Genomic DNA, 12,315 nt, shown 5'->3' with positions numbered 1-12,315 from the left:
ATACCGAACACGGAAGTTAAGCTCTTCAGCGCCGATGGTAGTTGGGGGTTTCCCCCTGTGAGAGTAGGACGCCGCCAAGCTTCTATAAGGATCAGTTCCAGTCGGAACTGGTCTTTTTTGTTTTTTAAGAAAAGGAACAAACACTCGATCTGACATGGATACATATACTAAACTACCATCTAAAACATTCTTAATTTTGTATACAATTGAAAGCGCTAGGGCATACTGAAGCTATAAGTGGAGGTGTCACAATGAGCAAAAAAGAGCGAGAAGCGATTTGTTTGATTTGTGAAGAGAAAAAAACAAAGGGAATTTATTTATATCATCAGTTTTTGTGCCGAGAATGTGAGAGAAAGTTAATTTCTACATCGACCTCGGATCCTAGCTATGCCGATTATGTTAGAAAGCTAAAAAATCTTCATACGCCGCCTTTGTATTCATAGACCATTAGATGGTCTTTTTTTATGAGCTATGGAGGATTGGGCCTGTTTTTTGGAACTTAGTTTGGACATCATCCGTAATTAATAATAAGATAAACAGAGAGCCTGATTATTCATAGGAGTCGATGAACATGAAATCAATCTTTTATACATTTATATGGGCCATCCTCTCTACTTTTTTTTCGCTTGTGATTTTAACCGTCAGTATTGGGGTTTTCCATCATCATGTTGGATTATCGATACTGTATGCGATGATGGGGTGGGGAGTGATGTTTGCAGGGAGCAGATGGATTGCTTTCCAGTTGTTTTTAAAGAAACACGGACTGTCTCGTAGTGATTATGTATATATCAAACAGCATTTAAAAGAAGCAGGACAAAAGCTCGTACGTTTAAAGAAGGCTTTATTTGCTGTGAAGAACGTACAGACGATCAAACATAATTATGAAATTCTCCGACTTGCACGGCGAATCTATACGATTACAAAAAAAGAGCCGACCCGGTTTTATGATGCACAGCGTTTTTATTTTGAAAGCTTGGATTCTGTCGTTGAACTAACTGAAAAATATGCACTATTGTATAATCAGCCTGATCGCAGTCATGAGCTGGAAATGACACTAAGCCAGACTCGAGTGACGCTGACAGAACTGCAAAAGCAATTGACGAATGATTTGCAGCAAGTATTAGGAAGAGACATAGAGGCCCTTCATATTGAGCTTGAAGTGGCAGATAAAATGATAAAGAAATAATGAAAGGAGTCAAACATAATGAAACCAGAAGATCACATCCCAACAGCATCTGCTTCCACTACAGATCTTCAGTTTCAGGTGTTTGATACCTTATCTGATGAGGAGAAACAAGAAGCCATACAGCGTGCTGAGCAGATCCCTGACAATCCGCAAAAGCTGCTTTTCTATGGTACACGTGTTCAGGAACGATTATTGGAACAATCACAACAAATGATGAAATATGTTGAGAAAAAAGATATCGATCAAATAGGAGACGTGCTTGAGGCCTTTTTGCACCAGCTGCATGTAGTAGAACCGGAGGACTTACTGCCAAAGAAGCAGGGCTTTTTTTCGAAGTTATTTCGGCGGGAGAAGCGTTCTACTCAGGAAATCATATCGCGTTTCCAACATGCAAAATCACAGATCGAGAGATTATCAGCAAGGCTTCGTTACGCAAAAGGCGGATTAATTTCGGATCATATGTTATTAGAGCGTTTATTTGAAGAAAATCAAACTTTTTTTCAAGAGATGACGCTGCAGGTTGCAGCAGTTGAAGCGAAAATGACCACTTTAGAGAAGCAGATCATATTAGAAGCGGAGCAGATTGGTAATCGGACTATAGAGGAGCAATTGATGAGTCAGGAAGTCAATGCAGAAGAATATATGGAGAGGTTGAAAGAACGGAAATATGATTTGCTGCTAAGCCGGCAAATTGCGCTGCAATGTAATGCCCAAATTCGAATGATCCAGCATACGAATCATACATTGGCCAATCACATTCAATCAACAGTTTCTGCATCTATTCCTCTATGGATTAACCAAATGTCGATTGCATTAACGCATATTCAACAGCGTGCCAATTCAGCTCTTGAGAATCGAATCCAAAAAACATATGAAAAGGTATCAAAGCAGCAGGGGGAGCTTCTTGAAGAGGCAGCTTTTGCACCTATAGATACGTTGAAAAAGGTTCAACGCCAATTAGCTGAAACCTTACAGGAAACGTTACAGGTGAAAGAGCATGGAAGCCAAGAGCGAGCCCAATTGAAAAACAGTATGTATGAGGCAGAACAGCAGCTGGCAAATCACCAGCCAATAAAGGAATGAGAATCCATCTTTCGGTTCCCTTGTATGAACGTTATAATAGACATAAGATATCGTTAAAGTGAAAAGGGTCGATTTGTTTGAAAACACCTTTATATACAGCATTAGCACAACATGTGGAAAAGAAACCTTATTCTTTCCACGTTCCAGGACATCACAATGGAGATGTCTTTTTTGATGAGGCACGGACTTATTATGACTCAATTCTTCAGCTGGATGTAACAGAACTTGAAGGGTTAGATGATCTCCATCATCCAACTGGTGTGATTCAAGAGGCTGAACATTTATTGGCAAAGCTATATGGTTCAGATCATAGCTTTTTTCTTGTGAATGGGACAACTGTCGGAAATTTAGCGATGGTGATGGCAGCCTGTCGTGCGGGAGATGAGATTTTCGTCCAGCGAAATTGTCATAAGTCTGTTTACCATGCGATTGAGCTTGCAGGAGCAACGCCTATTATGGTAGAAGCTGAGGTAGATCCACACCTGCATGTTCCAACACATGTGACGGATGAAACAGTCAAAAAAGCCATTGCCAAACATCCTAATTGCAGGGCGATCGTTTTGACTTATCCAAACTACTACGGACATGCAGCTGATTTATCAAAACTGATACACATGTGCCACGAAGCAGGCATGATCGTTTTAGTTGATGAGGCACATGGTGCACATTTTGTATTAGGCGGCGCTTTTCCTCCATCTGCTCTTTCCTATGGAGCTGACGTGGTGGTACAATCAGCACATAAAACCCTTCCGGCCATGACGATGGGATCCTACCTTCATCTACAGGGAGGGCGAATGGATGCTAAACGTTTGAAAACATTCCTCACGATGCTTCAAAGCAGTTCTCCATCCTATCCAATTATGGCCTCATTAGATGTGGCAAGAGCTTATGTCGAGGAGATCAAGAAAAAAGAGATCTTGGATGGAATGATGAAAGAGCTGGCAGAGCTGAAAAATGAGTTCAATCGTATACCTCAGCTTGAAGTGGTCGAGTCTGAATTGCTTTCTAACGATCCATTAAAATGTGTGATTCGATCAACAAAAGGGCTGACTGGTTATGAACTAAAACGAGTACTTGAATCAGTGGAGGTTCACCCAGAGCTTGCGGACGAACATCAGGTTTTACTTGTCTTTGGTTTAGAACAGAAGAAGGATATCCCTTTTAAACGGATAGAGCAGGCCCTTAATCAAAGCAATTCATTGCTCAAAGGAAAAGATCATTTGCAAAGAGAGGCGCTGGCTGATGACAACGAGGAGCATAGACAGGATATAGAAGCCGTCCCATTTGAACATGCAGCAGGACGGGTTAGTGCAGAATCGGTTATTCCATATCCACCGGGTATTCCTTTGATCGTTAAGGGAGAGCGTATTGAAATCGATCAGATTGCGGCTTTAAGCCGTTTGCTTGGACATCAGGTTCATGTTCAAGCCAGTCAGGTGATTCATCAGAGAAAATTATATGTTTATATAGAAGAGGAGACACTATGAGCGGTATGTTTATTACGTTTGAAGGGCCAGAGGGTGCTGGAAAAACGACAGTGATTCGAAAAGTGTATGAAGAAATGGAACGCCAAGGATATGCAGTGATGGCGACACGTGAGCCTGGCGGCATTGACATTGCAGAGCAGATTCGTGAAGTCATTTTAAATGAAAAAAACACAAAAATGGATGCGAAAACAGAAGCTTTGCTGTATGCAGCCGCAAGAAGGCAGCATTTGGCTGAGAAGGTAGAACCGGCATTACAGCGCGGGCAGACGGTTTTATGTGATCGTTTTGTCGATAGCTCCCTTGCTTATCAAGGTTATGCGAGAGGGCTTGGGATTGAAGAAGTAAAGTCAATTAACGACTTTGCTATCAATGGCACGATGCCGCAAATGACCATTTATTTTTCAATTACACCTGAGGAAGGGCTAAAGCGAATTAATGCCAACCAGGGAAGAGAAAAGAATCGATTAGACATGGAGACGCTGAATTTCCACCAGCTTGTCAGAGAAGGCTATGAACTGCTTATTGCACAATCGCCAGAACGATTCCGTGTAGTGGATGCGTCTCAGCCGATGCAGGCTGTCTATGAAGAAGTCCTTCAATTGATTCAGGACACATTAAAGCAAAATCAAATATGACCTAATTCCCAATCGTTGTTATAATATAGAGGAAGACATCGGCATGTCATCTGTGCCTAAAATAAAGGAGGCCAATCAAATGAAATTAATTGTTGCCGTTGTACAGGACCAAGATAGCAGCAAGTTGTTGAAAATATTGACTGAACATCATTTCGGCGTGACAAAATTAGCTTCAACTGGTGGGTTTTTAAAGTCTGGGAATACGACTTTTATTATTGGTTGTGATGATGTCCGGGTGGATAAAGCATTACAGCTTATAAAAGAAAATTGCCGTAAACGTGATCAAATGATCGCGCCTGTCTCCCCAATGGGCGGAAATGCAGATTCATACGTACCATACCCTGTTGAGGTTGAAGTTGGCGGAGCTACTGTTTTTATTCTGCCAGTTGAACAATTTCATCAATTTTAAGGATGGGTTGCTGTGAAAATTAATCAAGATATGCGGCTGCGTTTAGAAAAGCGTGAACTTCAAGCGATGAAAGGAAGCCAAACATCTGCTTCCTTTAAAGCTTCGATGGAAACGCAAAGCGGCAAACTGCGCTTAGAACAGCTGACGGTCATGCTGAGTGATATCGAAGTGTTCGGAAAAAAGCTCGCAAAGTCACGAAACCTAAAGGATTTGGCTAGGTTTAAAGGACTGGTGAAGCGCTTTGTGAAAGAGACAGTCGATAATGGACTAAATATAGAAACATCAAGGAGCTTTGACATTTATGGCAACACACGTACACTTGCTTTGGTCAAAGCCTTAGATGAAAAGCTGATTGAATTAACCGAGGAAATGATGGATCAAGAGAAACCATCTATTGATTTGCTTGAACGTATTGGAGAAATAAAAGGTTTATTGATTAACCTTTACACATAGAGAGTGATAACATGGCAATTAGCTGGGATGACATGAATGATTTGCAGCCGCGCGTCATGCGGCTGATTTTTAATAGTATTGAAAAAGACCGACTTGCGCACGCCTACTTATTTGAAGGAAAAAAAGGAACCGGAAAACTGGATGCAGCGATGCTTTTGGCTAAGAGCTTTTTTTGTTTGGAATCAGGAGTGAAACCATGTGAATCCTGTCAAAACTGCAAAAGGATTGCATCAGGAAACCATCCCGATTTACATCTTGTGCAGCCCGATGGCCAATCAATTAAAAAGGCGCAAGTGCAGGCATTGCAAGAGGAATTTACAAAAGCAGGTGTAGAATCTCACCGGAAAATGTATATTATTCTTCATGCGGACAAAATGACGGTCAATGCCGCGAACAGTTTATTGAAGTTCCTAGAGGAGCCTAATCGGGAAACGATGGCGGTTTTAATCACTGAGCAATCGCATAAAATGCTGGATACGATTATTTCAAGATGTCAGATGCTCAGCTTTCAGCCGCTGCAGCCACAATCCTTAGAGCAGCAGCTTTTACAAGAAGGCGTATCTCAGCATCTCGCAAGGCTTTTGTCGAATTTAACCAATAATTTAGCAGAAGCACTCGAATTAAGTCGAAATGATCAGTTTGCAGAGTCTAGAGCGAAAGTGATAAAATTGTATGAAGTCTTACACCAGCGAAAAGAACATGCATTTTTTTATATACAGGATCAATGGATGCCTTTTTTCAAAGAGAAAGACCTTCAAGAAACAGGTCTGGATATGCTTTTATTTATATATCGTGATGTATTGTCGATTCAAATAGGAAATGAAGATAAAGTCATTTATCAAGACTTATTCCAGACAATGAAGCAGCATGCGCTGCATTCCACACAGCAGATGGTGACCAGCCAGATCCTTGCTGTATTAGAAGCGAAAAAGAGACTTCAATCCAACGTGAATGCCCAAGGGCTGATGGAGCAATTGGTGTTGATGTTGCAGGAGGGATAAGCTTGTACAACGTAATTGGTGTTCGCTTTAAAAAAGCGGGCAAAATCTATTATTTCGATCCTAATGGATTTCATATAGAAAATGATAGTTGTGTCATTGTAGAAACGGTTAGAGGGGTTGAGTACGGACAAGTGGTCATCGCCAACAAAAAAGTAGATGAACACGATGTGGTTCTCCCTCTGCGTAAAGTCATTCGTGTAGCAGACGAACGTGACCGGCTCATCGTTGAGGAAAACAAAGAAGCAGCGATGACAGCCTTTGATACATGTCTTCAGAAAGTAAGTGAACATGGGCTGGAAATGAAATTGGTTGATGTTGAATTTACATTTGACCGAAACAAGGTCATCTTCTACTTCACAGCAGATGGGAGAGTTGATTTCCGTGAGCTAGTGAAGGATCTTGCATCAATCTTCAAAACGAGAATTGAACTTCGCCAGATTGGCGTAAGAGACGAGGCAAAAATGCTTGGCGGCATTGGTCCTTGCGGGCGAATGCTTTGCTGTTCGACATTTTTAGGAGACTTTGAACCAGTGTCTATTAAGATGGCAAAGGATCAAAACTTGTCGTTAAATCCGACAAAAATTTCAGGCCTATGCGGACGTTTGATGTGCTGCTTGAAATATGAGAATGATGAGTATGAAACAGCGAAAGAACAATTACCGGATATCGGCGAAACGATTCAGACGTCTAATGGCTCTGCAAAGGTAGTAGGGCTCAATATTTTAGAACGAATTTTGCAAGTTGAATTAACCGGGCAAGAAAAAGTGATAGAATATACATGGGAAGAATTATTACAAGAAGGCGTTGTATCTGCACAAACAACTGAGTAACGAGGTGTGCCACCTTGGATAAAAAGGAACTATTTGATACGGTGATTAATTTAGAAGAACAAATCGGTTCTCTTTATCGCCAGTTAGGTGATTTGAAAAATCATATCGGTGAAGTGATTGAAGAAAATCATCAGCTGCAAATGGAGAATCAGCACTTGCGTGAACGTCTGGATCAGTCCGATCGAGACAAATCATCTGAGGCAGAGAATGATTCTGCCCAGAAGCCAAGTCATTCTGATATAGGAGAAGGTCATGATAACCTGGCCCGGTTATATCAGGAGGGCTTCCATATTTGTAATGTACATTATGGGAGCATTCGTAAAGAGGGAGACTGTTTGTTCTGTCTGTCATTTTTAAATAAAAAATGAGAAAAGGCTTCCGCTGAATCGGGAGCCTTTTTCACAGGAAAAGAAAGGATACATCATGGTTTCGTTAAGAGAAGATGAACGTTTAGATTACCTGCTCGCCGAAGATATGAAGATTATTCAAAGTAAAACTGTGTTTGCCTTTTCATTGGACGCGGTGTTATTAGCTAAATTTGCGTATGTGCCAATCCAAAAAGGAGAGATCATTGATCTTTGTACCGGAAATGGCATCGTGCCATTGCTGCTTTCAACTCGTTCTAAGGCCTCGATTACGGGTGTTGAAATTCAAGAACGGCTGTTTGATATGGCAAAAAGAAGTGTGGAGTATAATCAACTTGCGCACCAGATCGAATTGATTCATGGTGATTTGAATGATATGCCGGAACGCTACGGCAACCATAAAGTTGATGTGATTACATGTAACCCGCCATATTTTAAAACACCCTCTAAGGATGAAATCAATGAAAATGAATATTTGGCGATTGCACGGCATGAAATTCATTGTACATTAGAGGATGTTATTCGTGTTTCTTCCACGCTGCTAAAGCAAGGGGGGAAACTGGCGATGGTTCATCGACCAGGAAGGCTGCTTGAGATTGTTGAATTAATGAAAAAATACCGAATTGAGCCGAAACGAATTCAATTTGTTTATCCCAAACAAGGGAAAGAAGCCAATACCATCTTGGTAGAGGGCATAAAAGATGGAAAACCAGATCTGAAAATTCTTCCGCCTCTTTTTGTTTATGGGGAAGATCAGGAGTATACAGATGAAATCAGGACGATACTGTATGGAGAAGCATAATCATTATTTCTATGTATTAAAATGTGCAGATGGCAGCCTGTATGCGGGTTATACAAATGATTTACAAAAAAGACTGATAACCCATAATAGTGGAAAGGGAGCAAAGTATACAAGAGCGAGACGGCCGGTTGAGCTTTTTTATCATGAATGTTTTGCAACCAAAAGAGAAGCCATGCAGCAAGAATATCGTTTCAAAACGTGGACGCGGAAAAAGAAAGATATTTATATAGAAGAAATGCGAATGGAAAAGGAGGCGGCACATGAAAAAGACACAGAAAAGCTTTGATGGTCAATCTGGCATGGGTATTCTTTATCTTGTCCCAACCCCGATCGGAAATCTAGAAGATATGACATTCCGAGCGATACAAACATTAAAAGATGTAGACTATATTGCCGCAGAAGATACAAGGCAAACGAAAAAGCTTTGTCATGTATACGAAATTGATACACCCTTAACCAGTTATCATGAACATAATAAAGACAGCAGCGGCCACAAGTTAATCGAATGGCTAAAAGAAGGGAAAAGTATCGCACTTGTGAGTGATGCTGGTTTACCAACGATTTCAGATCCAGGGGCTGAAGTGGTTCGAGATTTTACTAGCATCGGAGGCTATGTCATTCCGTTACCTGGCGCAAATGCTGCACTAACAGCACTCATTGCATCAGGAATCGCGCCTCAGCCATTTTTCTTTTATGGTTTTCTCGACCGTCAGAAAAAAGAAAAGAAAAAGCAGCTTGAAGCCTTGAAGAAACGTCAAGAAACGATCATTTTCTATGAAGCGCCCCATCGGTTAAAAGAAACGCTGACTTTAATGAAGGAAGTGTGGGGGAATCGGAACATCGCAATTACGAGAGAACTGACGAAAAAATTCGAAGAGTTTATTCGTGGGGATTTAGAATCTGTGTTGACATGGGCTGCGGAGAATCAAATTCGAGGTGAGTTCTGTCTTGTGGTACAAGGAAATGATCAAGCTGAAGAAGAGCTGAATGAAGAAGCTTGGTGGACGTCCTTATCTGAAAAAGAACATGTGATCCATTACATAGAGGAAGGATTAACGTCGAAGGAAGCCATTAAACGTACAGCTGTCGAACGTGGTGTACCAAAGCGCACGATATACGATGCCTATCATATTGAACAATAAAGAAAGGTTCTTGCAAACGGTGCAAGAACCTTTTTATATGAACCTTATTTTTGTGATTGAAGTTGGTTTTGGATTTCGTTAATGATTTGCTCTGCACCTTCACGGCTAAGAACTAATTTACCATTAGCAAGCTTAAGGTTATCGTCTGATACTTCACCTGTTACTTGGCAAGTCATGTTTGGTTTATATTTTTTTAAGATAATTTTTTCATCATCAACATAAATTTCCAAAGCGTCTTTTTCAGCGATTCCTAGCGTACGGCGAAGTTCGATTGGAATCACCACGCGTCCTAATTCGTCAACTTTACGTACAATACCTGTAGATTTCATCTTCATTCTCCTCCCAAAAAGTTCTTATTCTTAAAATAATATTATCTTCGTCATTATTCGACAAATTCCTTACATTCCTAGCATAACAAGGTTTCCATAAATCGTCAATCATTTTGTTTACTATTGTTTGTAAAATATGACTCTTAAAGTCAAAAGACCTTGAAACTACTGGTGTATAAGGATTTTGTAGGCTTTTCCTATGAAAATATAAGAAATGCCGAGATCAGATTAACAAGACTTTTGCCCTAATTTAGCCAATTGTAAATCTGGAAATAGATTTCATACGACAATATTCGACAAAATGTCGACGGGTTTGTCGTTTTTTTCGAAAAACTCATCTTTTTCGATCATTTCATCTTGTTCTATGTATATATGCTTGATCTTAAAGGCTAAGATGGTATCATAGAGAAAGCACAAGTGCAAAATTGAATGAATTGATCTGACACATTTTCATGTAATGATGATAACCGCTCTCGTCCATTGGGCGGGAGTTTTTGACATTTACACACACGCAGGAGGTTCCGACATGCCGGAAAAGAAAAAAACGTTTTATCTGACAACACCTATTTACTATCCGAGCGGAAAATTACATATTGGACATGCTTATACGACAGTAGCAGGAGATGCTATGGCTCGTTATAAACGTCTACAAGGCTATGATGTGATGTATTTAACAGGTACAGATGAGCACGGACAAAAAATACAGCAAAAAGCTGAAGAACAAAATATCACACCGATCGAGTATTTAGATCCAGTCGTTGAAGACATTAAATCATTATGGAAGAAACTCGACATTTCGAATGATGACTTCATCCGTACAACAGAAAAAAGACATACGAAAATCATTGAGCAGGTCTTCCAAAAGTTGCTTGATCAAGGCGATATTTATTTAGATCAATATGAGGGCTGGTACAGTATTCCTGATGAGACATTCTATACGGAAACACAGCTAGTTGATGTTGAGCGTAATGAGAAAGGGGAAGTCATTGGCGGGAAAAGCCCTGACAGCGGCCACCCTGTTGAATTAATTAAAGAGGAATCATATTTCTTCCGTATGAGTAAGTATGCGGACCGTTTGCTCGATTATTACGAAAAAAATCCATCGTTTATTCAGCCTGAATCAAGAAAGAATGAAATGATTAATAACTTCATTAAACCAGGTTTAGAGGATTTAGCAGTATCAAGAACAACCTTTGATTGGGGAATTAAAGTTCCTAACAATCCAAAGCACGTCATTTATGTATGGATTGATGCGTTATTCAACTATTTAACTGCGATTGGCTATGGAACAGATCAAGATGAAAAATATAAAAAATATTGGCCTGCCAACGTACATCTCGTAGGAAAAGAAATTGTACGCTTCCATACGATTTATTGGCCGATTATGTTAATGGCATTAGATCTGCCTCTGCCGAAACAAATTTTCGCACACGGCTGGCTGCTCATGAAAGATGGCAAAATGTCTAAATCAAAAGGGAATGTGGTAGATCCGGTCACATTAATTGATCGCTATGGCCTCGATGCCCTTCGTTATTACCTGCTTCGCGAAGTACCATTTGGTGCAGATGGTGTGTTTACACCAGAAGGATTCGTGGAACGTGTAAACTATGACCTTGCCAATGATTTAGGTAACTTGCTTAATCGTACAGTTGCGATGGTTCAAAAATATTTTGACGGCACATTAAGCAGCTATAAGGGTCCTGTTAATGAGTTTGATGAAGAGCTGAAAGCAGTCGCTGAGCAGACAGTCAAAGCCTATGAAGAAGCGATGGAAAACCTTGAATTCTCTGTGGCTCTTTCAAATATTTGGACATTAATCAGCAGAACCAATAAATATATTGATCAAACAGCTCCATGGGTGCTGGCAAAGGATGAAACAAAACGAAAAGAACTGCATTCTGTTATGTATCATTTAGCAGAATCACTTCGAATCACAGCAGTACTCTTAACGCCATTCCTAACGAAAACACCTGAGAAAATCTTCTTCCAGCTTGGAATTGAAGAAGAGAAGCTCAAAAGTTGGGATAGTATCCTATCATTTGGTGCGATTCAACAAGCGACGGTACAAAAAGGAGAGCCTTTGTTCCCGCGTTTAGAGGTTGAAGAAGAAGTAGCCTACATTAAAGAAAAAATGCAGGGAAGTGCACCTAAGGTAGAAGAAGAGAAAGTGGAAATCGAAGAAACGGAATTACCTGAGCTGGGAGCAGAAATTGCATTTGATGATTTCTCAAAAGTTGATCTTCGAGTTGCACAGGTATTGGAAGCAGCCCCAGTGAAAAAAGCGGATCGTCTTTTAAAGCTTCAGCTTGATTTTGGATTTGAAAAAAGACAAATCGTCTCTGGGATTGCCAAGCACTATCAACCAGAAGAATTAGTAGGGAAAAAGCTCGTTTGCGTAGCGAATCTTACCCCAGTTAAACTCAGAGGGGAAATTTCCCAGGGAATGATTTTAACTGGAGAAACAGGCGGGAAATTGCAGGTTCTTGAAGTAGATCAATCTCTAGCAAATGGAACAAAAATTTTATAACTCAACAAAGGTGTTCCACGTGTAACATTTCGTCGAACACCTTTTGTTTTTTAGGAGAATTGTCGA

General features: G+C 40.4%; 15 protein-coding genes. 14 read left to right on the top strand and 1 reads right to left on the bottom strand.

The window, feature by feature from the left end; genetic code table 11:
* Nucleotides 1-251: 251 nt before the first annotated feature.
* From ASE42_RS17765 to rsmI, 13 genes are all read left to right on the top strand, one after another.
* Nucleotides 252-443, top strand: a complete 192-nt coding sequence (locus ASE42_RS17765; RefSeq protein ID WP_024425620.1) for a sigma factor G inhibitor Gin — start codon at nt 252-254, stop codon at nt 441-443.
* Between the two features lie 128 nt (nt 444-571).
* Complete coding sequence (locus tag ASE42_RS17760) at nt 572-1,186, top strand: 5-bromo-4-chloroindolyl phosphate hydrolysis family protein (RefSeq protein WP_034624452.1); 615 nt, start codon at nt 572-574, stop codon at nt 1,184-1,186.
* Between the two features lie 18 nt (nt 1,187-1,204).
* Nucleotides 1,205-2,269: a toxic anion resistance protein gene (locus ASE42_RS17755; protein WP_056768450.1), complete on the top strand. Its 1,065-nt coding sequence runs from the start codon at nt 1,205-1,207 to the stop codon at nt 2,267-2,269.
* 77 nt (nt 2,270-2,346) lie between these two features.
* Nucleotides 2,347-3,756 carry an aminotransferase class I/II-fold pyridoxal phosphate-dependent enzyme gene (locus ASE42_RS17750; protein WP_056768447.1) on the top strand — a complete coding sequence of 470 codons (1,410 nt, stop codon included), beginning with the start codon at nt 2,347-2,349 and terminating at the stop codon, nt 3,754-3,756.
* Nucleotides 3,753-4,391 carry a dTMP kinase gene (gene tmk / locus ASE42_RS17745; protein WP_025093510.1) on the top strand — a complete coding sequence of 213 codons (639 nt, stop codon included), beginning with the start codon at nt 3,753-3,755 and terminating at the stop codon, nt 4,389-4,391. The genes ASE42_RS17750 and tmk overlap by 4 nt, the downstream gene beginning before the upstream one ends.
* Before the next feature lie 79 nt (nt 4,392-4,470).
* Nucleotides 4,471-4,800 (top strand): cyclic-di-AMP receptor, encoded by a 330-nt coding sequence (locus tag ASE42_RS17740; RefSeq protein ID WP_024425625.1) that lies wholly within the window; start codon nt 4,471-4,473, stop codon nt 4,798-4,800.
* A 12-nt stretch (nt 4,801-4,812) separates the two neighbouring features.
* Nucleotides 4,813-5,253, top strand: coding sequence for a YaaR family protein (locus ASE42_RS17735; protein WP_024425626.1), 441 nt, complete (start codon nt 4,813-4,815; stop codon nt 5,251-5,253).
* An 11-nt stretch (nt 5,254-5,264) separates the two neighbouring features.
* Entirely contained in the window at nt 5,265-6,254 is a 990-nt protein-coding gene (gene holB / locus ASE42_RS17730; protein WP_024427206.1) for a DNA polymerase III subunit delta', read from the top strand.
* Nucleotides 6,255-6,256: 2 nt separating this feature from the next.
* Nucleotides 6,257-7,084, top strand: coding sequence for a stage 0 sporulation family protein (locus tag ASE42_RS17725; protein ID WP_024425628.1), 828 nt, complete (start codon nt 6,257-6,259; stop codon nt 7,082-7,084).
* Between the two features lie 14 nt (nt 7,085-7,098).
* Complete coding sequence (gene yabA, locus ASE42_RS17720; RefSeq protein ID WP_024425629.1) at nt 7,099-7,452, top strand: DNA replication initiation control protein YabA; 354 nt, start codon at nt 7,099-7,101, stop codon at nt 7,450-7,452.
* A 55-nt stretch (nt 7,453-7,507) separates the two neighbouring features.
* Nucleotides 7,508-8,251, top strand: a complete 744-nt coding sequence (locus tag ASE42_RS17715) for a tRNA1(Val) (adenine(37)-N6)-methyltransferase (RefSeq protein WP_024427205.1) — start codon at nt 7,508-7,510, stop codon at nt 8,249-8,251.
* Nucleotides 8,238-8,537, top strand: coding sequence for a GIY-YIG nuclease family protein (locus ASE42_RS17710; RefSeq protein WP_024425631.1), 300 nt, complete (start codon nt 8,238-8,240; stop codon nt 8,535-8,537). The genes ASE42_RS17715 and ASE42_RS17710 overlap by 14 nt, the downstream gene beginning before the upstream one ends.
* Nucleotides 8,512-9,393, top strand: a complete 882-nt coding sequence (gene rsmI, locus ASE42_RS17705; protein ID WP_024425632.1) for a 16S rRNA (cytidine(1402)-2'-O)-methyltransferase — start codon at nt 8,512-8,514, stop codon at nt 9,391-9,393. Before ASE42_RS17710 ends, rsmI begins: the two co-directional genes overlap by 26 nt.
* Nucleotides 9,394-9,437: 44 nt before the next feature.
* Here rsmI and ASE42_RS17700 read toward each other — a convergent pair whose 3' ends face one another.
* The gene (locus ASE42_RS17700) at nt 9,438-9,728 is read right to left on the bottom strand and encodes an AbrB/MazE/SpoVT family DNA-binding domain-containing protein (RefSeq protein ID WP_087975202.1); all 291 of its coding nucleotides are present in this window, start codon (nt 9,726-9,728) and stop codon (nt 9,438-9,440) included.
* A 520-nt stretch (nt 9,729-10,248) separates the two neighbouring features.
* On the opposite strand from ASE42_RS17700, the gene metG reads away from it, so the two are divergent.
* A complete protein-coding gene (gene metG, locus ASE42_RS17695; protein ID WP_056768444.1) occupies nt 10,249-12,249 on the top strand; it encodes a methionine--tRNA ligase in 2,001 nt (666 codons plus the stop codon).
* Nucleotides 12,250-12,315 lie beyond the last annotated feature (66 nt).

Source organism: Bacillus sp. Root920, from assembly GCF_001429445.1.
Lineage (GTDB): Bacteria > Bacillota > Bacilli > Bacillales > Bacillaceae > Bacillus > Bacillus safensis.
This window is presented reverse-complemented; position numbering and strand designations above follow the sequence as displayed.

Bases quoted from the DNA above. Each gene is read 5' to 3' on its own strand.
- ASE42_RS17755 (WP_056768450.1), top strand. From the start codon at position 1,205: ATGAAACCAGAAGATCACATCCCAACAGCATCTGCTTCCACTACAGAT.
- holB (WP_024427206.1), top strand. From the start codon at position 5,265: ATGGCAATTAGCTGGGATGACATGAATGATTTGCAGCCGCGCGTCATG.
- ASE42_RS17715 (WP_024427205.1), top strand. From the start codon at position 7,508: ATGGTTTCGTTAAGAGAAGATGAACGTTTAGATTACCTGCTCGCCGAA.
- ASE42_RS17765 (WP_024425620.1), top strand. From the start codon at position 252: ATGAGCAAAAAAGAGCGAGAAGCGATTTGTTTGATTTGTGAAGAGAAA.
- ASE42_RS17740 (WP_024425625.1), top strand. From the start codon at position 4,471: ATGAAATTAATTGTTGCCGTTGTACAGGACCAAGATAGCAGCAAGTTG.
- tmk (WP_025093510.1), top strand. From the start codon at position 3,753: ATGAGCGGTATGTTTATTACGTTTGAAGGGCCAGAGGGTGCTGGAAAA.
- ASE42_RS17710 (WP_024425631.1), top strand. From the start codon at position 8,238: ATGGAGAAGCATAATCATTATTTCTATGTATTAAAATGTGCAGATGGC.
- metG (WP_056768444.1), top strand. From the start codon at position 10,249: ATGCCGGAAAAGAAAAAAACGTTTTATCTGACAACACCTATTTACTAT.
- rsmI (WP_024425632.1), top strand. From the start codon at position 8,512: ATGAAAAAGACACAGAAAAGCTTTGATGGTCAATCTGGCATGGGTATT.
- ASE42_RS17760 (WP_034624452.1), top strand. From the start codon at position 572: ATGAAATCAATCTTTTATACATTTATATGGGCCATCCTCTCTACTTTT.
- ASE42_RS17700 (WP_087975202.1), bottom strand. From the start codon at position 9,728: ATGAAGATGAAATCTACAGGTATTGTACGTAAAGTTGACGAATTAGGA.